Source organism: Mesorhizobium sp. BR1-1-4 (assembly GCF_020165375.1).
In the GTDB taxonomy this organism is placed as follows: Bacteria; Pseudomonadota; Alphaproteobacteria; order Rhizobiales; family Rhizobiaceae; genus Mesorhizobium; species Mesorhizobium australicum.
Genome location: NZ_JAIUIB010000014.1, coordinates 96,054 through 119,810, shown reverse-complemented (window position 1 = coordinate 119,810; position 23,757 = coordinate 96,054). Strand labels below are relative to the sequence as shown.

The 23,757-nt window shown below is 63.1% G+C and carries 22 protein-coding genes and 1 riboswitch; of the genes, 11 read left to right on the top strand and 11 right to left on the bottom strand.

Translation table 11 applies throughout. From position 1 onward, the window contains the following. Positions 1–8 precede the first annotated feature (8 nt). Together LB571_RS26275 and LB571_RS26270 are read right to left on the bottom strand one after the other, a co-directional pair. Positions 9–1,322 carry a YeaH/YhbH family protein gene (locus LB571_RS26275; protein ID WP_015315501.1) on the bottom strand — a complete coding sequence of 438 codons (1,314 nt, stop codon included), beginning with the start codon at positions 1,320–1,322 and terminating at the stop codon, positions 9–11. Positions 1,323–1,341: 19 nt separating this feature from the next. Then, positions 1,342–3,291 (bottom strand): PrkA family serine protein kinase, encoded by a 1,950-nt coding sequence (locus LB571_RS26270; RefSeq protein WP_041163660.1) that lies wholly within the window; start codon positions 3,289–3,291, stop codon positions 1,342–1,344. Between the two features lie 288 nt (positions 3,292–3,579). Here LB571_RS26270 and LB571_RS26265 point away from each other — a divergent pair, with 288 nt between their 5' ends. Beyond that, the gene (locus LB571_RS26265; RefSeq protein ID WP_224599207.1) at positions 3,580–5,133 is read left to right on the top strand and encodes an acetolactate synthase large subunit; all 1,554 of its coding nucleotides are present in this window, start codon (positions 3,580–3,582) and stop codon (positions 5,131–5,133) included. A 41-nt stretch (positions 5,134–5,174) separates the two neighbouring features. Here the strand turns inward: LB571_RS26265 and LB571_RS26260 are convergent, their stop codons facing one another. Beyond that, positions 5,175–5,477, bottom strand: coding sequence for a BolA family protein (locus tag LB571_RS26260; protein WP_015315504.1), 303 nt, complete (start codon positions 5,475–5,477; stop codon positions 5,175–5,177). Positions 5,478–5,656: 179 nt separating this feature from the next. Between LB571_RS26260 and LB571_RS26255 the strand changes: the two genes are divergently transcribed. The 4 genes from LB571_RS26255 (at position 5,657) to LB571_RS26240 (ending at position 10,325) form a co-directional block, all read left to right on the top strand. Further along, positions 5,657–6,286 carry a J domain-containing protein gene (locus tag LB571_RS26255; protein WP_032922426.1) on the top strand — a complete coding sequence of 210 codons (630 nt, stop codon included), beginning with the start codon at positions 5,657–5,659 and terminating at the stop codon, positions 6,284–6,286. 123 nt (positions 6,287–6,409) lie between these two features. After that, on the top strand, positions 6,410–7,396 hold the full coding sequence (gene cobS, locus LB571_RS26250; RefSeq protein ID WP_140616804.1) for a cobaltochelatase subunit CobS: 987 nt from the start codon (positions 6,410–6,412) through the stop codon (positions 7,394–7,396). Positions 7,397–7,407: 11 nt separating this feature from the next. Beyond that, positions 7,408–9,306, top strand: coding sequence for a cobaltochelatase subunit CobT (gene cobT / locus LB571_RS26245; protein WP_015315507.1), 1,899 nt, complete (start codon positions 7,408–7,410; stop codon positions 9,304–9,306). Continuing rightward, the gene (locus tag LB571_RS26240; protein WP_224599197.1) at positions 9,303–10,325 is read left to right on the top strand and encodes an esterase-like activity of phytase family protein; all 1,023 of its coding nucleotides are present in this window, start codon (positions 9,303–9,305) and stop codon (positions 10,323–10,325) included. The genes cobT and LB571_RS26240 overlap by 4 nt, the downstream gene beginning before the upstream one ends. 146 nt (positions 10,326–10,471) lie before the next feature. Here LB571_RS26240 and LB571_RS26235 read toward each other — a convergent pair whose 3' ends face one another. The 3 genes from LB571_RS26235 to rpmB form a co-directional block, all read right to left on the bottom strand. Further along, a complete protein-coding gene (locus tag LB571_RS26235) occupies positions 10,472–11,143 on the bottom strand; it encodes a spermidine synthase (RefSeq protein WP_224599195.1) in 672 nt (223 codons plus the stop codon). Positions 11,144–11,145: 2 nt separating this feature from the next. Further along, complete coding sequence (locus tag LB571_RS26230) at positions 11,146–11,829, bottom strand: queuosine precursor transporter (RefSeq protein ID WP_140712837.1); 684 nt, start codon at positions 11,827–11,829, stop codon at positions 11,146–11,148. 155 nt (positions 11,830–11,984) lie between these two features. Continuing rightward, positions 11,985–12,281 carry a 50S ribosomal protein L28 gene (gene rpmB, locus LB571_RS26225; RefSeq protein ID WP_010911765.1) on the bottom strand — a complete coding sequence of 99 codons (297 nt, stop codon included), beginning with the start codon at positions 12,279–12,281 and terminating at the stop codon, positions 11,985–11,987. A gap of 256 nt (positions 12,282–12,537) precedes the next feature. Between rpmB and LB571_RS26220 the strand changes: the two genes are divergently transcribed. From LB571_RS26220 to LB571_RS26210, 3 genes are read left to right on the top strand one after another with little or no spacing between them, the layout of a single operon-like run. Then, entirely contained in the window at positions 12,538–13,326 is a 789-nt protein-coding gene (locus tag LB571_RS26220; protein WP_015315511.1) for a DUF3108 domain-containing protein, read from the top strand. A 43-nt stretch (positions 13,327–13,369) separates the two neighbouring features. Beyond that, entirely contained in the window at positions 13,370–14,302 is a 933-nt protein-coding gene (locus tag LB571_RS26215; protein ID WP_140823981.1) for a DMT family transporter, read from the top strand. After that, a complete protein-coding gene (locus tag LB571_RS26210) occupies positions 14,299–14,973 on the top strand; it encodes a lysoplasmalogenase (protein ID WP_224599193.1) in 675 nt (224 codons plus the stop codon). Before LB571_RS26215 ends, LB571_RS26210 begins: the two co-directional genes overlap by 4 nt. Here LB571_RS26210 and LB571_RS26205 read toward each other — a convergent pair. After that, complete coding sequence (locus tag LB571_RS26205; RefSeq protein ID WP_224599192.1) at positions 14,970–15,398, bottom strand: cupin domain-containing protein; 429 nt, start codon at positions 15,396–15,398, stop codon at positions 14,970–14,972. The genes LB571_RS26210 and LB571_RS26205 overlap by 4 nt on opposite strands. Before the next feature lie 22 nt (positions 15,399–15,420). Beyond that, entirely contained in the window at positions 15,421–16,188 is a 768-nt protein-coding gene (gloB, locus tag LB571_RS26200; protein WP_224599189.1) for a hydroxyacylglutathione hydrolase, read from the bottom strand. Positions 16,189–16,376: 188 nt separating this feature from the next. On the opposite strand from gloB, the gene LB571_RS26195 reads away from it, so the two are divergent. Both LB571_RS26195 and LB571_RS26190 read left to right on the top strand, forming a co-directional pair. Then, positions 16,377–17,162, top strand: coding sequence for a class I SAM-dependent methyltransferase (locus tag LB571_RS26195; protein ID WP_015315516.1), 786 nt, complete (start codon positions 16,377–16,379; stop codon positions 17,160–17,162). Between the two features lie 137 nt (positions 17,163–17,299). Beyond that, a complete protein-coding gene (locus LB571_RS26190; RefSeq protein ID WP_224599187.1) occupies positions 17,300–19,123 on the top strand; it encodes an ABC transporter ATP-binding protein/permease in 1,824 nt (607 codons plus the stop codon). 123 nt (positions 19,124–19,246) lie between these two features. On the opposite strand, the gene LB571_RS26185 is transcribed toward LB571_RS26190, so the two are convergent. The 3 genes from LB571_RS26185 to metX all read right to left on the bottom strand — a co-directional run bounded on the left by LB571_RS26185 (position 19,247) and on the right by metX (position 22,307). After that, on the bottom strand, positions 19,247–20,182 hold the full coding sequence (locus LB571_RS26185; protein WP_140616813.1) for a glycosyltransferase family 2 protein: 936 nt from the start codon (positions 20,180–20,182) through the stop codon (positions 19,247–19,249). 282 nt (positions 20,183–20,464) lie between these two features. After that, the gene (gene metW / locus LB571_RS26180; protein ID WP_015315519.1) at positions 20,465–21,079 is read right to left on the bottom strand and encodes a methionine biosynthesis protein MetW; all 615 of its coding nucleotides are present in this window, start codon (positions 21,077–21,079) and stop codon (positions 20,465–20,467) included. Between the two features lie 58 nt (positions 21,080–21,137). Continuing rightward, entirely contained in the window at positions 21,138–22,307 is a 1,170-nt protein-coding gene (gene metX / locus LB571_RS26175) for a homoserine O-acetyltransferase MetX (RefSeq protein ID WP_224599186.1), read from the bottom strand. 117 nt (positions 22,308–22,424) lie between these two features. Next, positions 22,425–22,502: riboswitch (SAM riboswitch) on the bottom strand. A gap of 137 nt (positions 22,503–22,639) precedes the next feature. On the opposite strand from metX, the gene hisC reads away from it, so the two are divergent. Then, a complete protein-coding gene (gene hisC / locus LB571_RS26170; protein WP_224599183.1) occupies positions 22,640–23,749 on the top strand; it encodes a histidinol-phosphate transaminase in 1,110 nt (369 codons plus the stop codon). The last annotated feature ends 8 nt before the right edge of the window (positions 23,750–23,757 follow it).

Sequence of the window (23,757 nt, the reverse complement as noted above, 5' to 3'; positions counted from 1 at the left end):
GTTCCCCCTCAGGCGCTCTTCCTGAGCGCGGGCTGTTTGGCGAAGAGCTGACGAAAGACAGGATAGATATCGGCGGCCGTGGCTATGCGGCTCATCTGGAAGTTCGGCCAGTTCGATTCGATGGCGCTGTAGGCTCGCCAGAGCGACGTCCCGTTTTCAGTCGCGCCGAAGATGTGACTCTCGCGTTCGTCGATGATCTCGACATAGGCGAAATACTGGCACAGGCGCATGAGCTTGCCGTTCAGCAGGGCGATGCAGCGCTCGGAATCGGTGGCGAAATTGTCGCCGTCCGAGGCCTGGGCGGCGTAGATGTTCCACTCGCTCGCGGGGTAACGCTGCTCGATGACGCGATGCATCTCCTCGAGCGCGGTGGAAACGACGGTGCCACCGCTTTGCGTGCAGTAGAAGAAGGTTTCCTCATCCACCTCCTGCGCCTCGTGCGTGTGGCGGATGAAGACGATTTCGGTGCGTTCATAACGTCGCTTCAGGAACAGGTGCAGCAGCACGAAGAAGCGCTTGGCCAGGTCCTTCTCGCGCTCGCCCATCGAGCCCGACACATCCATCAGGCAGAACATGACCGCTTTCGCATTCGGCACCGGGCGCTGGTCGAAGCGGTTGAACCGGATGTCGACCGGGTCGACGAAGGCAATCCGCCGGCGCCGGCGCTCCAGCCGCTCGATCTCTTCTTTGAGCGCCACGACGCGCTCGCGCGTTTGAGCATCAGGCGGAGCGGCCTCCAGCAAGGCGAGTTCCTGCATGATCGCGTCGACCGCCGCTTGCTTGGGGCGCCTGAGCGCAATGCGGCGGCCGTGGCTGTTGCGCATCGTGCGGCCGACATTGATGTTGGTTGGCGAACCGGTGGCGGCGAAACCCGCCCGGCGCGGCTTGAAGGCAAGGATCTCCTTGAGGTTGAGCTTGACCAGGTCGGGCAGTTCGAGATCCTCGAAAAAGAGATCCAGCACCTCCTCGCGCGAAAGCACGAAACGGAAGTCGTCCTCGGACGCGGTTTTTCCCGGTGACGAACCGCCCATGCCTCCGCCCTGGCCGGGCTTGGGGATCAGGTCGCCTTGGGAGAATTGCCTGTTGCCCGGCAGGATGTGCCGGCGCCGGCCGGTGTCCCTGGCGTCGTTGAAGGTCGGCTCGCCAGTGCCTCTTTCGGGCATCGGCACGACGTGCTCCGCGTCCACGTCGGCGATCCGCCCAGCGCGGATCTGGTCGCGAATGCTGCGCTTGAGCTCCTCGCGGGCACGCCTGAGAAAGCGCTGGCGGTTGCCAAGGCTTTTGTCCTTCGGATTCAGGCGGCGGTCGATAAAGATCGGCATGCAACCATTCGGACTGCGCTCAGCCCGCCTTGTTCACCCGCATGTACCAATCGACCAGCCGGCGCACCTGCCGTTCCGTATAGCCGCGCTCCACCATCCGCTGGACGAATTCATTGTGCCGCTTTTCGGTGACGCTATCCTGCTTGGAGCCGAAGCTGATCACCGGCAGGAGGTCCTCGACCTGGCCGAACATGCGCTTTTCGATGACCTCGCGCAGCTTCTCGTAGCTCGTCCATGACGGATTGCGGCCATGGTTGCGTGCCCGGGCACGCAGCGTGAATTTCACCACCTCGTTGCGGAAGTCCTTCGGATTGGCGATGCCTGCCGGCTTTTCGACCTGCGACAGTTCGTTGTCCAACACCTCGCGGTTGAGGATCTGGCCGGTGTCGGGGTCCTTGTAGTCCTGGTCCTCGATCCAGGCATCGGCATAGGCGATGTAGCGGTCGAACAGGTTCTGGCCATATTCGCTATAGGATTCCAGATAGGCCTTCTGGATTTCATGGCCGATGAACTCGGCGTAACGGGCGGCCAGTTCCGACTTGATGAATTCGAGATAGGCGGCTTCCGTCTCCTTCGGAAACTGCTCCCGTTTGATCGCTTCTTCCAGGATGTACATAAGATGCACGGGGTCCGCCGCGACCTCGTTGGTATCGTAGTTGAACGTCTGCGACAGGATCTTGAAGGCGAAGCGCGTGCTGACGCCGGTCATGCCTTCGTCGACGCCGGCGGCGTCGCGATATTCCTGGACTGACTTCGCCCTCGGGTCGACTTCCTTGAGGTTCTCACCATCATAGGCGCGCATTTTGGTGTGCAGCGGCGAATTGTCGTGCTCGGCAAGGCGGGTCGAGACGCTGAACCGGCTGAGGATGTCCAACACCTCGGGCGCGCAAGGGCTGGAGGCCAATTCACTCTCGCGCAGCAGCTTCTCGTAGATCTGCCTCTCTTCGGTGATGCGCAGGCAATACGGCACCTTGACCACGAGGATGCGATCGAGAAACGCCTCATTGTTCTTGTTGTTCTTGAACTGTTGCCACTCGGATTCGTTGGAATGGGCAACGATGATGCCCTGGTAGGGAAAGGCACCAAAATTCTCGGTGCCGTTGTAACTGCCTTCCTGGGTCGCCGTCAGCAATGGATGCAGCACCTTGATGGGCGCCTTGAACATCTCGACGAATTCGAGCAGGCCTTGCGTCGTTCGGTTCAGCCCGCCGCTGTAGGAATAGGCGTCAGGGTCGGACTGGCTGAAATTTTCCAATTGCCTGATGTCGACCTTGCCAACCAGGGCCGAGACGTCCTGGTTGTTCTCGTCGCCAGGCTCGGTCTTGGCGATGCCGATCTGGCGCAGCCGCGACGGCATCAGTTTGACGACGCTGAATTTGGAAATGTCGCCGGACAGTTCGTCGAGGCGCTTGGCCGCCCATGGTGAGATAAGTCCGTTCAGGCGGCGCCGGGCTATCCCGTATTTGTCCTCCAGGAGATCGCTCATGCGATCGGGATGGAACAGGCCAAGCGGCGATTCGAAAACCGGACTGATCTGGTTGCCGACCTTCAGCGTGTAGATGGGGCGCTCCTCCATCAATTTCTTCAACCGTTCGGCCAAGGAGGATTTGCCGCCCCCGACCGGACCCAGGAGGTAGAGGATCTGCTTGCGTTCCTCGAGGCCCTGGGAGGCATAGCGGAAATACCCGGCGATGCGCTCGATCGTATCTTCCATCCCGTAAAAGTCGGAGAAGGAGGGATATATCTTGACGGTCCGGTTCGAGAAAATACGGCCTAGCCGCTCGTCCTTGCTGGTGTCGACCAGGTTTGGCTCGCCGATCGCCTCGACCATTCGTTCCGGCGCCGAGGCATACATCGATTTGTCCTCGCGGCAGGCGAGCAGATATTGCTGGAGACTTATCTCTTCCTGGGCGGCGTTCGCATAAATTTCCGAAAAGAGATGGAAGACGTCGGATTGGTTCTCACGCATGATCGTTGCCTTCGGAGCCATTCTGATGGGGCTCGCATATTCAACTGCGGGAAGGCATTGTTTGTTCCGTCGCTCCGGCCCGAATAGCCGTCCATCAACCGCGATTTCGGCGGAGATGGCAATGCGCCGAACGCCGCCGCGCCAGCGTTCCTGAAATCGACGGTCGCCTGATCCTGCCGACCGTCGCTCGCCCATTCCGTGGCTGGATCATGCCAAAAGCGGCGGCGGGATATTGCCGTGTCGATATCCGCGGGTGCAATTGCTCTTCGTGAATGGGAGAAAGTTCGCATGAATGGCGCCGATGTTCTGTGCGACGTGCTATTGGCCAATGACGTGAACGTCTGCTTCGCCAATCCCGGCACATCCGAAATGCATTTTGTCGCGGCCCTCGACCGCAAGCCAGCGATGCGCTGCGTGCTCGGCCTGTTCGAGGGGGTGGTGACGGGTGCGGCCGACGGCTATGCGCGCATGACCGATCGTCCCGCCGCGACGCTGCTGCACACCGGCCCGGGCCTCGCCAATGGGCTGGCCAACATGCACAATGCAAGGCGCGCCTTCAGCCCGATGATCAATATCGTCGGGGACCATGCCTCCTACCATCTGCCGCTCGACGCGCCGCTCACCAGCGATATCGAGGGGCTGGCGGCGCCGATGTCGAAGTGGGTGCGCCGCATCGGAGGGCCCGCCGATGTCCAACCGGCCACGGAGGCGGCCTTTCGCGCCTCGCTGACACCGCCGGGTGTCACGACGCTGATCCTGCCGGCGGACGCGGCCTGGGGCGACGCCGACGCGGTTTCGCCCGGCACGGTGGAACTCGCATCGCCGCCAGCCATCGACATCGACGCCGTGCGAGCGGTGGCTACCGCGATCCGTGCCGCTCCCGGGCGCGCCGGCATGATCGTTCGGGGACGGGCGGCGCGGGCCGATGCCCTCGAGATCGCCGGCCAGATTTCAGCGGCATGCGAGGTCAGGCTGTTCAGCGAGGTTTTGATCGCGCGCATGCAGCGCGGGCGCGGGCGTGTCGCGCCGACGCGCATTCCCTATCCGGTCGACGCGGCGACGGCAGCGCTCAGGGATATCGATGTCCTTGTGCTGGTCGGCGGCAAGGAGCCGGTCGCCTTCTTCGCCTATCCGGGAAAACCGGGAAGGCTTGTCCGTGACGATTGCCAGGTGCTGACGCTCGCCGCCCATGGTCAGGATCTGCATGCGGCACTGGAGGCGCTTGGCGACGAACTGGGCGTCAGGCAATCGCAGCCGGCGTTGGTTGCAAGCGCCTTTCCCGAGGAAGCAACGCCAACCGGCAGCTTGACGGAAGATGCCATTGCACTCTCGGTGGCCAAAAAGCTGCCGGGCGACGCGATCGTCTGCGACGAGGCCGTCACCTCGGCGCGACGTTTCTTCGCGCTGTCGGCCTTTGCCGCGCCGCACGACTACATGATGGGCACGGGCGGGTCGATCGGCGGCGGCATTCCGCTGGCGACAGGCGCGGCGATCGCCTGTCCCGGCCGCAAGGTGATCAATCTGGAGGCCGACGGCAGCGGCATGTACACGGTGCAGGGCCTGTGGACGCAGGCGCGGGAAAATCTCGACGTGGTGACGATCGTCTTTTCCAACCGCACTTATGCGATCCTGCATGGCGAGATGCGCAATGTCGGGGTGAACGCGATCGGCGAAAATGCCAGGCGCATGCTCGACCTCGACCATCCGGCGCTGGACTGGGTTTCGCTGGCCAAAGGCATGGGCGTGGAGGCGGCGCGTGCCGACACCTGCGAGCGGTTCGACGCGCTGCTCGATGCCGCCTTGTCGCGGCCCGGGCCATTCCTGATCGAAGCGATAATCTGAGCAGCGCGAGACGAGCTACAGGACCAGCTCCGGGATTTGGCTTACCAGCGGGTCTGTTCGCCGGGCGCCGCGGGCTCGATAGCCAGCGCGTGAACGCCCGCCTTCAACTCGTCGGCCAGCAGTTCGTTGACGGCGCGGTGGCGCTCAACGCGGCTCATGCCAACGAAATTCGCCGAGACGATGCGGACACGGAAATGTGTCTCGCCGGTACCATCGAACTCAGCGTGGTGACCGGATTCCACATGATGATGGCCGGCGTGGAGATGGCTTTCGTTGAGGATGACCAGCCGCTCGGGCGAAAATGCCTTGTTGAGCTTGTCTTCCATGGTCGCTTGTATGGACATCGTCTTCTCCCTTCACCACATATGGTCGGCGCGCCGCCATGAAAACCCGAAACAGGTTTCGCCGGGCCGCTGGTGCGCAACAAAATCGGTCATCCGCCTGCTTTAAGCCGCGATTCAGCGGTTAGGGCGATCATCGCGAAAATGTCAATTCTTGTTTCGCATCTGCGAACGCCCCATAAATGGGTGAGATGAAGCCGTATCCCAAATATTTCGAGAAGATTCGCGTCCGCCCCGACAAGGACGCGGAGGTGAAGGCGCACGCGCCGATCTGCCAGTGGGATGGCTGCAAGGAGGCGGGCACGCATCGCGCGCCGGTCGGCCGCATGAAGGAGGGCGAGTATTTCCGCTTCTGCTTCGACCATGTGCGTGAGTACAACAAGGGCTTCAACTACTTCTCCGGCGTGCCGGACACCGAGGTGGCGCGCTTCCAGAAGGAAGCGATGACCGGCCACCGGCCGACCTGGAAAATGGGCGTCAACGGCGCCTCGACGCGTTCCTCGCCCGACATGGCGCAGATGCGCTCCGGCCGCGCAGGCTATTACAACCGCATGCGCGACCCATTCGACCTGTTCAAGGGACCGAAGGATCCGCGCGAGGCGCGTGAGCGCAAGGCCAAGCCGCTTGAGGCCAAGGCGCTGGAAACGCTTGGCCTTGATACAAAGGCGACTGGCAAGGACATCAAGGCGCGCTATAAGGAACTGGTGAAGCGTCACCATCCGGATGCGAATGGCGGCGACAGAGGTTCGGAAGACCGGTTCCGCGATGTGCTTCAGGCCTATCGCGTGCTCAAACAGGCGGGCCTGTGCTGAGCGACCCTATGGTTCGTGTCGTTTTCCAACTTTCATAAGGTTGGAAAAGGCTCTAAGACCGCCCCCGAACAAAATGGATTGCCGGCGAAACGCGACGTTTCGCCCGTGGAGACGTTGAGAGATATGAACAAGGTCGATCGCGACATCGCCAACCTGCCCGACGCGACGGTGTCGGTGAAGGAGAAATTCGGTTTCGAGTCCAAGATGGTGGTGCCAGCGTACTCGGTCACCAGCGAGCATGTGCCCGATGTCGATCCCGATTATCTGTTCGACAAGGCGACGACCTTGGCGATCCTCGCCGGCTTTGCCTACAACCGCCGCGTCATGGTGTCGGGCTATCACGGCACCGGCAAGTCGACCCATATCGAACAGGTCGCCGCCCGCCTCAACTGGCCTTGCGTGCGCGTCAATCTCGACAGCCATGTCAGCCGTATCGATCTTGTCGGCAAGGACGCGATCGTGGTCAAGGACGGCCTGCAGATCACCGAATTTCGCGACGGCATCCTGCCTTGGGCCTACCAGCACAATGTCGCGCTTTGCTTCGACGAGTATGACGCCGGCCGTCCGGACGTGATGTTCGTCATCCAGCGCGTGCTGGAATCGTCCGGCCGCCTGACGCTGCTCGACCAGAGCCGGGTCATCCGCCCGCATCCGGCGTTCCGGCTGTTTTCGACCGCAAATACGGTTGGTCTGGGCGACACCACCGGCCTTTATCACGGCACCCAGCAGATCAACCAGGCGCAGATGGACCGCTGGTCGATCGTTACCACGTTGAACTATCTGCCGCACGACAATGAAGTGAACATCGTGCTGGCCAAGGCCAAGCATTATCGCGACACCAAGGGCAAGGACATCGTCAACAAGATGGTGCGCGTCGCCGACATGACGCGCTCGGCCTTCATCAATGGCGACCTGTCGACGGTGATGAGCCCGCGTACCGTCATCACCTGGGCCGAGAATGCCGAGATCTTCGGCGATGTCGGCATGGCGTTCCGGCTGACCTTCCTCAACAAGTGCGACGAGCTGGAGCGTTCGGTGGTTGCCGAGTTCTACCAGCGCGCCTTCGGCCAGGATCTGCCCGAGAGCGCGGCCAATGTGGTGCTGGGCTAAGCAGAGCCTCGATGGCGGGTCCGGGCGACAATACGCGCAACAAGTCCAAGACGGGGTCTGAAGCCGACAGCTTCAAGCGCGCCGTCACCGTCTGCATGCGCGCCATTGCCGGCGACAAGGAAATGGAAGTCGGCTTCGCCAAGGACAGGCCGGCGCTGGCGGGCAGCCGTGCGCGGCTGCCCGAACTGCCCAAGAAGGCATCGAAGTCCGACATCGCGATTACCCGCGGGCTCGGCGATTCCATGGCGTTGAAGCGCGCCTGCCATGATGTGCGCATCCACAGCAGACTGGCGCCGGAAGGCAAGGCCGCCCGTGCCATCTACGACGCGGTCGAACAGGCCCGCGTCGAGGCGATCGGCAGCCGCGCCATGCAGGGCGTCGCCGACAATATCGGCTCGATGCTGGAGGACAAATACACCAAGGCCAACCTCGTCGACGTCAAGGACAAGGCCGACGCGCCCATCGAGGAGGCGCTGGCGCTGATGGTGCGCGAAAAGCTGACCGGCCGGCCGGTGCCGAAGAGCGGCGAGCGGCTGGTCGAACTCTGGCGGCCCTGGGTCGAGGAGAAGGCAAAGGCCGATCTCGACGGCCTGTCGGAAAAACTCGAGGACCAGCAGGCCTTCGCCCGCGTCGTGCGCGAGATGCTTGCCTCCATGGAAATGGCCGAGGAACTCGGCGACGACCAGGAGACCGAAGATTCCGAGGACAATGACGACAACCAGCCGCAAGGCGAGGAACAGAGCGAGGAAGGCGGCGAGGACGATTCCGGCTCAGAACAGTCGCAGTCCGAGGATGCCGAGGCATCGGCCGACGACGAGCAATCGGCGGAGACGGAAGCCTCCGATGCCACCGCCGACGATCTGTCCGACGATGACGATGCCGATGCCGAGACGCCCGGCGAGGCTAGGCGCAACGACAATCCCTTCACCAATCTGCCGAAGGAAATCGACTACAAGGTTTACACGTCAGCTTTCGACGAGACGGTCGGCGCGGAGGAGCTCTGCGAAGAGGAAGAACTCGACCGGCTGCGCGCCTTCCTCGACAAGCAACTCGCCAATCTGTCGGGCGTGGTCGGACGGCTCGCCAACCGGCTGCAGCGCCGGCTGATGGCGCAGCAGAACCGGTCCTGGGATTTCGACCTGGAAGAGGGCTATCTCGACCCGGCGCGGCTGGTGCGCGTCGTCATCGATCCGATGCAGCCGTTGTCGTTCAAGCAGGAGCGCGACACCAAGTTCCGCGACACGGTGGTGACGCTGGTGCTCGACAATTCCGGCTCGATGCGTGGCCGGCCGATCACGGTCGCCGCCACCTGTGCCGACATTCTGGCGCGCACGCTGGAGCGCTGCGGCGTCTCGGTCGAGATCCTCGGCTTCACCACGCGGGCCTGGAAGGGCGGACAGGCGCGCGAGAAGTGGCTGAAGGACGGCAAGCCGCCGAACCCCGGCCGCCTCAACGATCTGCGTCATATCATCTACAAATCCGCCGATCATCCATGGCGGCGGGCACGCCGCAACCTTGGCCTGATGATGCGTGAAGGCCTGCTCAAGGAGAATATCGACGGCGAGGCGCTGCTGTGGGCCCACAACCGGCTGATTGCCCGGCCCGAACAGCGCAAGATCCTGATGATGATCTCGGACGGCGCGCCGGTCGACGATTCCACGCTGTCGGTCAATCCGGGCAATTATCTCGAGCGGCATCTGCGCGCCGTCATCGAATTGATCGAGACGCGCTCACCGGTCGAGCTGCTGGCCATCGGCATAGGCCATGACGTCACGCGCTACTACAGGCGCGCCGTCACCATCGTCGATGCCGAGGAACTGGCCGGCGCCATGACCGAGCAGCTGGCTTCGCTGTTTGCCGAGGAAAGCGCGAAGGATACGCGTCGCGGCGGCATGCGGCGCGCCGGATGATCTTTTCGCGAGGCGGGTTTAGGCAAACGCTTTTCGCCGCCATCGTCCTGCTCGCCGGTGTGGCTCCGGCAGGTTCGGCCGGCTCGGCTCCAGTTGAACCTGTCGCCGTCTCGGCACGCCCGATCACCGAATTCCACATTGGCCGCGCCGACAAGCAATTCGGTCCGATCGAATTCGTCGGTGGGCTGGAAATGACCTCGCCATCGCGCGATTTCGGCGCGTTGTCGGCCTTTCGGTTTCTGAAAGCCGGCAGCGATTTCATCGGTGTTGCCGACACCGGTTACTGGTTCTTCGGCTCGGTGGCCCGCGACGCCGACAGGCGCCCCCTCGGCATCCAGAATTTTCGCATGCAGCAGATGGCCAACCAGAGCGGGCAGCCGATCGACGAAAAATGGGAAGTCGACGCCGAAGGCCTCGCGGTCAAGGACGGTATTGCCACTGTCGGTTTCGAGCGCAACCACCGCGTCTCCCAGTTCAAGATCGACCCGGACAACATGAAGGCGCCATTCAGGCAGCTGGATTTCCTGGTGCCGGCGTGGGAGTTGCGGCAGAACCGCGGCTTCGAGACAGTCACCCATTCAAATGCCAATGGCCAGCATGAAGGCGGCCTGGTCGTGGTCTCGGAGAAGAGCCTCGACAAATCAGGCAACATCTACGCCGCCATTATCGAAGGCCCGCATAGGGGCGTCTTCACTGTCAAGCGCAACGACGATTTCGACATCACCGACGGCGCCTTCCTGCCGGATGGCGACCTCTTGCTGCTGGAGCGCAGTTTCACGATGGCGGGGGGCCTCAAGATGCGGCTGCGGCGCATTTATGGAGAGAGCGTCGAGAAGGGCGCGGTCGCCGACGGGCCGGTGCTGCTGCAAGCCGACATGGGCTACCAGATCGACAATATGGAAGGGCTCGATGTCTGGAGCCGGGATGACGGCGCGTTGATGGTGTCGCTGATCTCCGACGACAACCACTCGATCCTGCAGCGCAATCTCTATCTGGAATTCATTCTGCACCAGGATTGAGGGGCAGCCCCTTCGCGACGCTCATTGGCGATTTTTTATGCGTCGGCCATTTCCGAGAATCCTGCCCTGACAAGCCAGGGGTTGCGCGGAGCTCGACAAGTCCAGACAGGTCCAAACACTGCTGCTGACGGCTCTGGTCTGGCCCGCTAGCTGTTGGTGGCGATCCAGATGACATGGCGCGCGCCGCGCTTGCCGTTGGCGCGCGTGTTGACTTCCTCGACAGCGAAACCTGCCTGTTTCAACCGCCGCGTGAAGCCGGCATCCGGCCCTTGCGACCATACGGCCAGGACTCCGCCCGGTCTTAGGGCGGTGCGTGCGGCGGCGAGGCCAGCCACGCTGTAGAGCGCGTCATTGCCCTTGTGGACGATGCCTTCGGGGCCATTGTCGACGTCGAGCAGGATCGCGTCCCAGGCAATGGGTGCGGACCGTACGAGCTGACCGACATCGGTTTCGTGGATGGTGACGCGGGGATCATCGAGCGAGCCGGCAAAAATCTCGGCCATCGGGCCGCGCGCCCAGGCGACGACGGCCGGCACCAGCTCCGCGACGACGATCTCGGCATTGTCGCCCAATTCGGCGAGGGCAGCGCGCAGCGTAAAACCCATGCCGAGCCCGCCGATCAGGATTCTCGGCCGACGATGACCCGCAATCCGCTGGCAGGACAGTTTTGCCAGCGCGTCCTCGGAGCCGCTCAGCCGGCTGTTCATCAGCTCGTTGGTACCGAGCATGATCGAGAATTCAGAACCGCGCTGTTTCAGCCGCAGTTCCTGCTGGCCATCAGGCGTTTTCGCGGACTCCAGCTGGATCCAGGGAATCACGGCTAGGCCGCGGCGGCGGCCGGCTGGCTCCAGCGGGCGGCGAGCAGCCGGTAAGGGATCAGAGCCACGACAGCGATGATCAGTTTCACGCTGAGGTCGCCGAGCGCCCAGGACACCCAGCGCATGGCGTCGACATGAAACACGCCCATCAATGGGGCGCTCTCCAGCGCAAACCCGTCGCTTGGGCCGACGAAGGCAAAGGCGGCTGAAAAGGCGACGCCGAAGAACACGAGGGTGTCGAACACCGATCCGACCAGCGTGCCGACGATCGGCGCCCGCCACCAGCTCTGCCGGCGCAAACGGTTGAACACGGTCACATCGAGCAATTGCGCGGACAGGAACGCCGCTCCGGAAGCCGCCGCGATGCGCACCAGCCGGTCGGCTGATGTCTCGAATTCGATCAGGCCATGGCGGAACAGGAAGGGCGGGACGAGGATCGAGCAGACCACCGCCGTCATGAAGCCGACAAAGACGATCCGGCGCGCCACGGCAGGCCCGTAACGGCGGTTGGCGAGGTCCGTGACCAGGAAAGAGAAGGGATAGGTGAAAGCGCCCCAGGTCAAAACGTCGGCGAGCGACAGGCCGCCGACGTTTCCCTGCATGGGAAACTGCACGAGGATGTTCGATGCCACGACGACAAGCGCCATGGCAGCCACGAAAGGCAGGTACCGCGAAAAAGAAGACATTTTTTTATCCTGGGTAATGGAACCAGCGGAGCATCATGCCGAGGCAGCGCTCGCTTCGTAATTGAGCATCGGAGTGTCGAACCTTGCGGATCTATCCGATGCTCAGCGGCCAGCAAGGAGGTTGGCCAGGCGGTCGTCCCCCCTTTATCTGGATGTTACGCAGCGACCTGCTCGGCAAGCTTCTTGGCGATCTGCTTCTTCAAGAGACGCGCGCGCTGCGACAGTTCCTTGACGTCGGCCTTGGCCAGGAAGGCATCGAGGCCGCCGCGATGTTCGACCGAACGCAGCGCGTTGGCCGAGATGCGCAGGCGTACATTCTGGTTCAGCGCTTCCGAAATGAGCGTCACATTGACGAGGTTCGGCAGGAAGCGACGCTTGGTCTTGTTGTTGGCGTGGCTCACATTGTTGCCGGTCTGGACTGCCTTGGCAGTGAGTTCGCAGGTGCGGGACATGGTTCTAACCTTCAGTTCTCTCGGGGCCTGCCAAACCTTTGTACCCGCGCCGGGTGGCGCGCGGTTCTGATCAGGCGGCCTTATGGAAAAGTTGGCGTTCCATAGTTGCATTTCACCGGGGCGTCAAGCTCCGGCTTCCGCAGGGAAGCGCCCGGCTTTTCATATTAAGGCCGGATTTCACCGTATAAGCGGTCTCATAGGGACACGCCAGACCGGAGTCGCCCGCTCCGGCCGAAACCAAGGATCCGATCCCGCCATGCCTCGTTCGTCTCACGCGCTTGTTGCCGCGCTTGTCATCGCGTTGCCGACCGCTGCGTCCGCGGCCTCGCCGCAGTCGTTCAAGGGCGAATACACGGTGTCGTTCCTTGGTCTCTCGATCGCCAGATCGACCTTTTCCAGCCACTATGAGAACGGTGCCTACGCGATCGAAGGCAGTGTCTCGGCGGCGGGTCTGGCCAAGCTGTTCGACGACACGCGGGGCACGATCTCGTCAAAAGGCACGATTTCGGGCCAGAAAATGGTGCCGCAGGCGTTTCGGGCCGACTACACTTCCGGCAAGAAGGCGTCTTCGATCGACATTCGCTTTAGCAATGGCAACGTGACCTCGACGCGGGTGATCCCCGCTCCGGGCAAGCGCGATCCCAAGGCCTGGGTGCCGCTCGGCGCCGGCGACCTGGCATCGGTGCTCGATCCGATGGCGGCGACCGTCATCCATGCCGACAGCCTCGACCAGGTCTGTGGCCGCAAGGTCAAGTTCTACGATGGTGAGATGCGCGCCGACCTGACGCTGACCTACGCCTCGAAAGGAACGATCTCGGTGCCGGGCTACAAGGGCGACACCGTCACCTGCCAGATGGGTTTCGAGCCGGTGGCGGGCTATCGCAAGGGCCGCAAGGCGCTCAATTATCTCAAGAACAAAAGCCGCATGATGGTGACGTTTGCACCGCTCGGCCAAACCGGCGTATATGCGCCGATCCACGCCACGGTCGGAACGCAGATCGGCACCTTGACCATCAGCGCCAGACGGTTCGAAGCGGTACAATAAGGCACGCCACCGGGGACAGAACGGGCGCGCCACTGGAGACAAAATGGGGCGCGCAACACTGATCGGCTTTTCGGCGGTCGCCATGTGGGCATTGCTGGCGTTGCTGACGGATGCGTCCGGCAAGGTGCCGCCATTCCTGTTGTCGGCCATCACCTTCTCGATCGGCACAGGCGTAGGGTTTGTCGCGCGACTGTTCATGCCGGCCACCGACAGGAGCCAAAAGATCCCTCCTCAGGTCTGGGTGATCGGCATTGCCGGCCTCTTCGGCTACCACTTCTTCTACTTCACCGCGCTGCGCAACGCGCCGGCGGTCGAGGCGAGCCTGATTGCCTATCTCTGGCCGTTGCTGATCGTGCTGGGCTCGGCGCTGATGCCGGGCGAGAAGCTGGCCTGGAACCATGTCGTCGGCGCGCTGCTCGGCCTTGCCGGCACCGTGCTGATCGTCACCAAGGGCGGCGGCCTGGCTTTCGATGCGCGCTACGCCTTCGGTTACGCCATGGCCGCCGTCTGCGCCCTGCTATGGTCGTCCTATTCCTTGCTGTCTCGACGTTTCCCGTCGGTGCCGACCAGCATCGTCACCTGGTTCTGCGCGGCAACCGCCGTGCTGTCGCTCGTCTGCCACCTGGCGCTGGAACAAACGGTTCTGCCTGACGGCGCCGGCCAGTGGCTGGCCGTGCTCGGGCTCGGCCTGATGCCGGTGGGCGCGGCCTTCTATGCCTGGGACATCGGTGTCAAGCGCGGCAACATCCAGGTGCTGGGTGCCGCGAGCTACGCGGCGCCGCTGCTGTCGACGCTGGTGCTGATCGCGGCCGGCGTCGCCGAACCGTCGCTGCGCATTCTGGCCGCCTGTGTGCTCATCACCGGCGGCGCGGCGCTAGCGGCAAAATCGCTGTTCCTGCGCAAGCCGGCCACGGAGAGCGGAGTCAGGGCATCCGAAGACGGAGCCAGGGCATCCGAAGGCGAAGCCAGGGCATGACGATGCCGTTTGCCGGGGGCATCGACGGCAACGCCAATGCGACGCTGATCTTTTCGCTGGTGGCGGCGGTGATCTATGGCTTCACGCTTGGCATGCCGCCGACGCTGGCCCGCTCGGCGGCAAAGACACTTGCCGTCGCGATGCTCGCCGTACTCGCCGCAATACAAGGCGGGCCGCTGCTGCTGGTCGCCGCCCTTGCGCTGAGTACCATTGGCGATGCCTTCTTATCGCGCGACGGCGAAAAAGCCTTTCTGGGTGGACTGGCCAGTTTTCTCGTCGCCCATATCGTCTATGTCGCGTTGTTGCTGCGCAGCGGTGCCGGATTGGAGTTGCTTGGCGCCGAGCCCTGGCGCAGCGCGATCGCGCTGGCCATGGCGGTGTTCGCGATCGTCATGCTGGCGGCGCTTTGGCGCCGCGTTGGTCCCGGCTTGCGTATACCGATTGCCGTCTATGTCGTGGCGATCCTGGCGATGGGCATGTCGGCGCTAACGACAAGCAATGTCTGGGTGATCGGTGGCGCCGTGCTGTTCATAGCATCGGACGGGCTGCTCGCCATGGAGAAATTTTTAGTGGCGGCCGTCTCGCAGCATCGCGCCTGGATGCGTTTCACCGTGTGGGTTTTGTACTATGCCGCCCAACTGGCGGTCACGCTGGGATTCCTGCTGGGTTAAATCGGCTTCGGCTGCCAGCCCGGCTCGGCCAGTTCGAAGGCGGCGAAATCAAAACCCGGCGCCACCGTGCAGCCGACCAGTGTCCATTCGCCCAGTGTGCGCGCCGATTGCCACCAGCCCGCCGGCACGGCGATCTGCGGCCGTTCACCCGCCGCGAGCTCGATGCCGAGCACCTGCTCGATAATGGCGCCGCCTTCTTCCCACATCGACAGCGCCAGAGGCGCGCCGGCATAAAAGTGCCAAAGCTCGGCGGCATCCCTGACCCGATGCCAGGCCGAAACCTGATGCTGTTCCAGCAGGAAATAGATGGCGGTCGAATGGCCGCGCGCACCGCCGGCTTCGTCGCGAAAGGTTTCCGCGTACCAGCCGCCTTCCGGATGCGGCTTCAGGGCGAGCGTTGCTATGATTTCCGCGGAACTGGTCATCGGCAGATAGCTGGCATGGTGGTCAGAAATTGTCCTTGCGCTTGCGGATTTCGGCGAAGACCTCGGCATCCCCGGCCTTTTCCATGCCGAGATGCCTGCGGATTGCCGGATCGTGCCAGCGCAGGAAGGGATTGGTCGACAGTTCCTCGCCGATCGTCGTCGGCAGCGTCGGCATGTTGTCGACCCGCAGCGCCTCGATCCGCGCGGCGCGCTCCTTCAACGCCGAATTGGTGGGGTCGACGCTCAGTGCAAAACGGGCATTGGCGAGCGTGTATTCGTGGCCGCAATAGATTGTCGTCTCGGCGGGAAGAGCCGCGAGCTTCTTCAGCGATTCGTACATCACCGGCGGCTTGCATTCGAACAGCCGCCCACAACCCAGCGCAAACAGCGTATCCGCGGTGAACGCCACTTTCGATAACGGCAGATGGTAGGAGACATGGCCAGCGGTATGCCCGGGCGTGGCGATCACTTCGATGCGCTCATGGCCGAGATGCAGGACGGAGCCTTCTTCGACGGTTTCATCGATGCCGGGGATCTTGGCCTTTTCCGCCTCCGGGCCGACGATGCGCAGCTTGAAGCGCTCCTTGAGCGCCAGATTGGCCTCGACGTGATCCATATGATGATGCGTCGTCAGGATCATCGTCGGCGTCCAGCCGGTGCGCTTGATCGCGGTCAGGATCGGCGCTTCCTCGGGCGCGTCGATAATCGCGGTCTGGCCGCTTTCGGGGTCATGCACCAGCACGCCGAAATTGTCGGTGCGGCACATGAACTGTTCGATTTCGACCGGCATCGCATTTCTCCATTTGCCGCCGCAGACATAGGGCGCCGCTGCGTGAATGTCATCCCGGATGAGAAAGCGAATGTCATCCCAGATGGGAGCAAAGCGAATGTTATCGTGGGATGTCAAATTGACATCCGCCGTGCCGGCCGCTTTGGCCTTTTGTTGAATCCGGCTGACATCACGGCTACATCCCTGACATGCATTCCGACATCGTCGACCTTCGTTCCTTCTATTCGACAACGCTCGGCCGGTTCGCCGAGCGCTCGATCACCATGGCGCTGTCGTCGATATGGGCCGCGGTGCCCAATGAGCGGCTGGTCGGCCTGGGCTATACCTTGCCCTGGCTGGAACGCTTCGGCACCGACGCCGAGCGGGTCTTCGCCTTCATGCCAGCGACCCAGGGCGCCGTGGTCTGGCCGGCGGCCGGGCCAACAGCGACGGCCCTGGTGTTCGACGAGGAACTGCCGCTGGTCGATTCCTGCATCGACCGCATGCTGCTCGTCCATTCGCTCGAACACGTCGAAAACCCGCGTGAAACGCTGAACGAGATCTGGCGGGTGCTGTCGCCGGCCGGGCGCGTCGTCATCGTCGTGCCAAACCGGCGCGGTGTCTGGGCGCGCTTCGAACATACGCCGTTCGGCAATGGCCGGCCCTTCTCACGCGGGCAGCTCACCGAATTGCTGCGTGAGGCGAATTTCACGCCCGCCGCCTGGTCGGATGCGCTGTTCTTCCCGCCATCGCGGCGGCGTTTCATGATGCGCTTCCACAATGTGCTGGAGCGCGCCGGCCGGAGGCTGTGGCCGATTTTTTCCGGCGTCATTGTCGTCGAAGCGCAGAAACGGCTCTATCAAGGCGTGCCGGTGGCCCAGCGTGCGTCCCGCCGCGTCTTCGTGCCGGTGCTGTCGCCGCATGGCGCGACACGGCTCGGCCGGCGGGCCGAGGCAAGGGGTGTGGCATCGCCCCGGCAAGTGACACCTTCGTGATCGCGATGGAAACTTGCATCGCGCCGCGTCTTTCCGACCTATCTGTCGTGCTGGGCTCGCGGAGTGGTTGAGGGGCTGCCGCCGTCGGCTCCCTTCATCCGGTTTCAGCTTCGCTACTGAACGCAAGGACCTCGGCCATGGCTGATCAATTGGACAATCAGGCCACCATTCAGCCGGTCGCCGTCGCCAGCAGCCTGCGCGATCAGGTGGCGACGATCAAGCGGGCGCTGATCGGATCGCCGGTTCGCAAGTGGTTGCTGTGGACGTCGCTCGGCATCATGGGCGTCATTATCGCGACGTCGATCGGCCAGGTCTTGCTCAACCGCTGGAACCAGCCCTTCTACGATGCCCTCGCGCGCCGCGACATGGCGGCCTTCCTGCATCAGCTGATGGTCTTTGCCATGATCGCCGGCGGACTGCTGGTGCTCAATATCGGCCAGACCTGGCTCAACCAGATGATCCGGCTGAAGTTGCGCGAGGCGCTGACGCTGGACCTGATCGACCAATGGATGCGGCCGGCGCGCGCCTTCCGGCTGGCCAATGCCGGCGCCATCGGCGTCAATCCCGACCAGCGCATGCAACAGGATGCCGCGCATCTCTCGGACCTGTCGACCGATCTTGGTGTCGGGCTGCTGCAGTCGTTCATCCTGCTCGTGTCCTTTGTCGGTGTGCTGTGGGAACTGTCTTCGGGCTTCGTCTTCCACGTCAACGGCTGGTCGCTGGCGATACCGGGCTACATGGTTTGGGCCGCGTTCCTCTATGCCGGTACCGCCTCGTGGCTGAGCTGGCTGGTCGGGCGGCCGCTCATCAGCCTCAACAGCGACCGCTATACGCGCGAAGCGGAGCTGCGCTCCTCGATGGTGCGCGTCAACGAGAATGTCGATGCCATCGCGCTGTACCGTGGGGAGGATGACGCCAAGCGACGGCTGCAACTCGACCTCGGCACGGTGCTGGGCGCCATGCGGCGCATCTACACCGCCCAGATCAATCTGTCCTGGGTAACCGATACTTATGGCTGGATCACGGTCGTGGCGCCGATCCTGGTCGCCTCGCCGGTCTATTTCTCGGGGGATATCAGCTTTGGCGGGCTGATGATGGCGGTCGGGGCCTTCAACCAGGTCCACTCCTCCCTGCGTTGGTTCATCAACAACATCGGCAGCATTGCCGACTGGCGCGCCACGCTGATGCGTGTCGCCGACTTCCGCATCGCGCTCGATGAAACCGATGTGCTGCACGACAAGGAGAAGCGCATCGAATTCGCCGACAACGCCAATGGCAGCCTGACGTTCGAGAAGCTTCAGGTGGCATCGCCGGACGGATGCACCAAGCTCGCCGACCAGCATGTCGAAATCCATGCCGGCGAGCGCGTCATGATCACCGGTGAGCCGGGCGCCGGCAAGACGCTGTTCTTCCGCGCCATTGCCGGGCTGTGGCCGTGGGGCAGCGGACGGATCGGCCTGCCGGCGGGGGAAACCATCATCTTCGTGCCGCGCGTCCCCTATTTGCCGGCCGGCACGCTGCGCGAAGTCCTCAATCACCCGAACGGGCATGCGCCGGCGAACGACGCCGACATTTCAGCGGTGCTTGCCGAGGTCGGTCTTGGACGGCTGTCGTCGTCGCTCGACCGCGTCGGACGCTGGGACCATGAGTTGGGCGATGACGAACAGCGATTGCTGGGCGTGGCCAGGCTCGCCTTGCGACAGCCAAAATGGGTGATCATCGACGAAGCCATGGATGCGTTCGACGGACCCTCGCTGCGGCGCGTGCTGTCGCTGCTGGAGAAGCGCCTGCCCGGCGCCGCGATCATCAACATCGGGCGCGGCCAGCACAACAATCAGTTCTTCCCGCGTTCCCTGACGATCGTTAAGGATTCCGACGCGCCCGCGCTGAAACCTGCCCACGTCAGGGCGGGTGCCATCGAGCCGCCGCCAGCCGCGGCAAGCCTCCACCACAGGAAGTAGCAGTTTTTCCCCCGTTGCGACCCGTTGCCTGGCCCCCAAGGCCCTGGCGGTCGGCATCTCGCTGCCGGACGAGAAGGAATGCGCCCTGCAACGCGCCGTGCTCGATCGCTGAGCTGTCGCCGGTCAGGCCGGTGGAATTCCAAACTTGCCACGAACTTCGTCGTAGAGGTCGCGCCGCCAGCGGCGGCCGTGGAGATAACCGTTGATCAGTTCCGGCAATGAATAACCAAGCGCGTCAGACGAGCGGTTGGCCATGTATCCCGCAAATGCCTGTGGTATTCGCCCCCGGAGAATATCGGCGATGATCTGCCGCGTGATCATAAAGGGAGGGACATGGGGGTAGGAGCGAGCGATGTGCGGATGCTTACTCATCAGGATCGCGTAGGCTTCGACATAGCCGTCCCTGCGGCCTGAAATCGAATTCTGCGAATTGTGCTTCGTCCAGTCGATATCTTCCGATAATTGCGCGCCGAAGCGCTGTGCGAAGCGCAGCAGAAGCTCGCGGTCCTGCATCCGGGGAATGTCGCTGTCATAGCCGCCGATGGCCAGCAAAGCCTCGCGTCTGGCTGTTATCGCCGATCCGGCTATGAAGGCCGTCTGCGCGACCACCGCCCGCTCCAGCATTGGCGGGTTCAGAAAAGCGCCGCGGTTGACGCAGGCGGTGCCGCGGCCACCCTTCACCGAGACATATGAGGAGAGCAGGACTTCGAGCGCTGGATTGTCGTCGAACCATGCCAGCGTCCGTTCGAGCCGGTGCGGCAGGAAGAGATCGTCCGAATCAAGAAAAGTCACCACGGGCGCCCGGGCTAGCTCGATGCCGGCATTCCTGGCGGCATTGGCGCCGCGCCACTTCGCGCCGACATAGATCAGCCGGGGGTCATGGATGCGGGCGAGCGCCGCCTCGGTCCCGTCCGTCGAACCATCGTCGACGACGATATGTTCAAATCGCGGCATGCTCTGGGAAAGCACGCTTTCGACGGCGCGGAGCACCGTTTCGCGCCGGTTGTGAGTCGGCGTGATCACCGTGACGAGGGGCGCCTGTTCGGTCTTCCCGATCATATCACGTCGGCCGCCTCCAGCGCGTAAACACCCTTCGCGCCAGGTCCTTTGATCATCGGGATGGCTAAATGGATCGGACTTCCCCCTGGATGGGCCTGATCGGATTCGGTGCGACGCTACAAAAAACAACCTGCCATGTCACCCCGTCGTGCCGTCGTTCGACCGACCAGGCATGATGAATTCCAGCTCATGGCGCTTCAACTGCAACACTTCGCACCCGCTGAAAGACGCGCGGCCACCCTCAAGGATTGGCAGTCGCGCCTGCGGGCGGCGCCCATTTCATTATCGCTTCAGCAGGAACACTGCTTGTTGGCCAAAGAAATTCCAGAACCACCATGGCATCGACAGGCCGATCTTCTGGCCGTTGGCGTCGAGCGCGGTCGCCTTCTCCACTGTCGCGCCAAGCTCTTCGCACAAATTGACGAAGTCTCGGATCGTGCAGAAGTGGATGTTGGGCGTGTCGTACCAGGAATAGGGCAGGTCGCTGGTCACAGGCATGCGGCCCTTGACGAACAGCGACAGGCGCACCCGCCAGTGACCGAAATTGGGGAAAGACACGATCGCCCGGTTGCCGATCCTGAGCAGCTCGTCGAGCACCAGCTTCGGGTTGCGGGTGGCCTGCAGGGTCTGCGACAGGACAACGAAGTCAAAGCCCTTGTCGGGATAGAATTCGAGATCGGTGTCGGCGTCGCCCTGGATGACACTGAGTCCGCGCGCCACACATTCGTTGACGCCACGCTGCGACAGCTCGAGTCCGCGACCGTCGACCTGCTTGGTGTCCTGCAGCAATTCGAGCAATGAGCCGTCGCCCGAGCCGACGTCGAGCACACGCGATTGCGGCGGGATGAGGTTGGCGACGACCTCGAGGTCGACGCGTTGGCTGCCGTTGACGCTCATGGCTTCGCCTCGTGGACGGCGCATGGCCTTGGTCCGAAACGTCTGCAACTTTTCGGGGTCATGCGCTGAGCCCCCTGGCGCGCGCGGCCGAGCCGATGAAGCCGTTGATGGCGGCAAACAGTTCCGGCTCGTCGAGCAGGAAGGCGTCGTGGCCGCGATCGGTCTCGATCTCGACGAAGGATACCGAGGCGCCGGCGGCGTTGAGTGCGTGGACGATGGAGCGGCTCTCTTCTGTCGGGAACAGCCAGTCCGATGTGAAGGACACCAAGCAAAAACGGGTTTTCGTGCCGGCGAAGGCGTCGGCCAGCCGGCCGCCATGGTCGGCGGCGAGGTCGAAATAATCCATCGACCGCGTCATGTAGAGATAGGAGTTGGCATCGAAGCGGTCGACGAAGGTCATGCCCTGGTGGCGCAGATAGCTCTCGATCTGGAAGTCGGCATCGAAGCCGAAGGTCAGCGCTTCGCGGTCCTGCAAATTGCGTCCGAATTTGCGGTGCAGGGCGGCTTCGGACAGATAGGTGATGTGGGCGGCCATGCGCGCCACCGCCAGCCCTTTCTCCGGGCGCTTGCCGTGTTCGAAATATTTGCCGCCATGCCAGTCCGGATCCGCCATCACGGCCTGCCTCCCGACTTCGTGGAAGGCGATGTTCTGTGACGAATGGCGCGCCCCGGTGGCGATCGGCAGCGCCGAGAACACGCGCTCGGGATAGCTCGACGCCCATTCCAGAACCTGCATGCCGCCCATCGAGCCGCCGAGCACGCAGAACAGTTTCTCGATGCCGAAATGGTCGATCAGCATCTGCTGCGCGCGCACCATGTCGCGGATGGTGATGACCGGCAGGTCGAGGCCATAGGCTTTACCCGTGGCCGGGTTGGTAGAGGCCGGACCGGTGGAACCCAGGCAGCCGCCGATGACATTGGAGCAGATGACGAAGAAACGGCTGGTATCGATGATCCTGCCCGGTCCGATCAGCACTTCCCACCAACCGGGCTTGCCGGTTACCGGATTGGTGCTGGCGACATGCTGGTCGCCGGTCAGCGCATGGCAGACGAGGATGGCATTGGAGCGGGCATCGTTCAGCGTGCCATAGGTCTGGTAAGCGATCTGGAACGGCGACAGCAACGTACCCGCATCCAGCTTGAGCGGCTTGTCGGGCCCGAACCGCAACACCGGGCTCGACGGTTGGTCGGCCTCGTTGTTGGTCTTTCCTGCACGCAGAGCGGCCATCACGTCTCTCTTGCTGCACCGTGCGCTCGTGGAAATCGCTGCCGATCTCCGCCGCCGATGCGTCCGTCCGGCCGGTCGCGGACAACAAAAAACCGGCATTGCCTTCGCAAAGCCGGTTACGTCACGCAAACGGCCCTTTAGCGAATTGTTTAACGTGGCTGCAAGCCGACCGGCCAAATCACCACGGAACTGTCAATCGTCTTTCTAGAACCCGCCTGCCTCGCCGTCAATGGCGGCGGCTGGCACCACTGCCACTCTCGACATTGCGTGCCATGGCTTGTATTTCCGCAGCGGCCTCCGGATGGAGGCGTTTTCGATGGATTTTGCAAGATATGAACCAGACACCGGATCAGGCACGTCCAACTCCGCGCGCGGGCATCATGGACATAGAGGCCTATGTGCCCGGCAAAAGCTCGGCGCCCGCCGGTGTCGCCAAGGTCTACAAGCTGTCGTCGAATGAGAATCCGCTTGGGCCTTCGCCGAAGGCGATCGAGGCCGCGCGCGAGGTCGCCCGCAAGCTCGACATCTATCCCGACGGCACCGCCAGGCGGTTACGCGAGGCAATCGCCGAGGTGCATGGCCTCAACCCGCAAAACATCATCTGCTCCAACGGGTCGGACGAAATCCTCGGCCTCTTGGCGCAGACCTATCTCGCGCCCGGCGACGAGGCTATGTTCACCGAACACGCCTTCATGGTCTACAAGATCTACATCCAGTCGGCAGGCGCCACCCCGGTCGTGGTCAAGGAGACCGACGAGCGCGCCGACATCGATGCGATGCTGGCGGCCGTCACGCCGCGCACGAAAATCGTGTTCCTGGCCAATCCCAACAACCCGACCGGCACCTATGTGCCGTTCCAGGAGGTGCGCCGCCTTCATGCCGGACTGCCGGGAAACGTGCTGCTGGTGCTCGACGCGGCCTACGCCGAATATGTCCGCCGCAACGACTACGAAGCCGGCATCGAGCTGGCCGGCAGCGCCGAGAACGTGGTGATGACCCGCACCTTCTCCAAGATAGGGCTCGGTGGCGCGCGCATCGGCTGGATGTATGGTCCCCTGCATATCGTCGACGCCATCAATCGTGTGCGCGGCCCCTTCAACGTCAATGCGACAGCGATCGAGGCCGGCATCGCCGCGATCCGCGACCGTGCCCATGTCGAGCGCAGCGTGGCGCATAACGAGACCTGGCTTACCTGGCTGAGCGGCGAAATGACCGGACTCGGGCTGCGCGTGACGCCGAGCGTCGGCAATTTCCTGCTCATTCATTTTCCCGACGATCAGAAGCATTCAGCGGCGGCGGCTGACGATTATCTGAGCGCCCGCGGCTATATTCTGCGGCGCGTTTCAGGCTACGGCTTTCCCAACGCGCTTCGCATGACCGTCGGCACTGAAGAGGCAAATCGCGGCGTTGTCGCCGCGCTCACGACATTTCTGAAAAGCTAGAACGTCTG

Coding starts and splice junctions, on each gene's coding strand:
- LB571_RS26275 (WP_015315501.1), bottom strand. CDS start 1,322: ATGCCGATCTTTATCGACCGCCGCCTGAATCCGAAGGACAAAAGCCTT.
- LB571_RS26270 (WP_041163660.1), bottom strand. CDS start 3,291: ATGCGTGAGAACCAATCCGACGTCTTCCATCTCTTTTCGGAAATTTAT.
- LB571_RS26265 (WP_224599207.1), top strand. CDS start 3,580: ATGAATGGCGCCGATGTTCTGTGCGACGTGCTATTGGCCAATGACGTG.
- LB571_RS26260 (WP_015315504.1), bottom strand. CDS start 5,477: ATGTCCATACAAGCGACCATGGAAGACAAGCTCAACAAGGCATTTTCG.
- LB571_RS26255 (WP_032922426.1), top strand. CDS start 5,657: ATGGGTGAGATGAAGCCGTATCCCAAATATTTCGAGAAGATTCGCGTC.
- cobS (WP_140616804.1), top strand. CDS start 6,410: ATGAACAAGGTCGATCGCGACATCGCCAACCTGCCCGACGCGACGGTG.
- cobT (WP_015315507.1), top strand. CDS start 7,408: ATGGCGGGTCCGGGCGACAATACGCGCAACAAGTCCAAGACGGGGTCT.
- LB571_RS26240 (WP_224599197.1), top strand. CDS start 9,303: ATGATCTTTTCGCGAGGCGGGTTTAGGCAAACGCTTTTCGCCGCCATC.
- LB571_RS26230 (WP_140712837.1), bottom strand. CDS start 11,829: ATGTCTTCTTTTTCGCGGTACCTGCCTTTCGTGGCTGCCATGGCGCTT.
- rpmB (WP_010911765.1), bottom strand. CDS start 12,281: ATGTCCCGCACCTGCGAACTCACTGCCAAGGCAGTCCAGACCGGCAAC.
- LB571_RS26220 (WP_015315511.1), top strand. CDS start 12,538: ATGCCTCGTTCGTCTCACGCGCTTGTTGCCGCGCTTGTCATCGCGTTG.
- LB571_RS26215 (WP_140823981.1), top strand. CDS start 13,370: ATGGGGCGCGCAACACTGATCGGCTTTTCGGCGGTCGCCATGTGGGCA.
- LB571_RS26210 (WP_224599193.1), top strand. CDS start 14,299: ATGACGATGCCGTTTGCCGGGGGCATCGACGGCAACGCCAATGCGACG.
- LB571_RS26205 (WP_224599192.1), bottom strand. CDS start 15,398: ATGACCAGTTCCGCGGAAATCATAGCAACGCTCGCCCTGAAGCCGCAT.
- gloB (WP_224599189.1), bottom strand. CDS start 16,188: ATGCCGGTCGAAATCGAACAGTTCATGTGCCGCACCGACAATTTCGGC.
- LB571_RS26195 (WP_015315516.1), top strand. CDS start 16,377: ATGCATTCCGACATCGTCGACCTTCGTTCCTTCTATTCGACAACGCTC.
- LB571_RS26190 (WP_224599187.1), top strand. CDS start 17,300: ATGGCTGATCAATTGGACAATCAGGCCACCATTCAGCCGGTCGCCGTC.
- LB571_RS26185 (WP_140616813.1), bottom strand. CDS start 20,182: ATGATCGGGAAGACCGAACAGGCGCCCCTCGTCACGGTGATCACGCCG.
- metW (WP_015315519.1), bottom strand. CDS start 21,079: ATGAGCGTCAACGGCAGCCAACGCGTCGACCTCGAGGTCGTCGCCAAC.
- metX (WP_224599186.1), bottom strand. CDS start 22,307: ATGGCCGCTCTGCGTGCAGGAAAGACCAACAACGAGGCCGACCAACCG.
- hisC (WP_224599183.1), top strand. CDS start 22,640: ATGAACCAGACACCGGATCAGGCACGTCCAACTCCGCGCGCGGGCATC.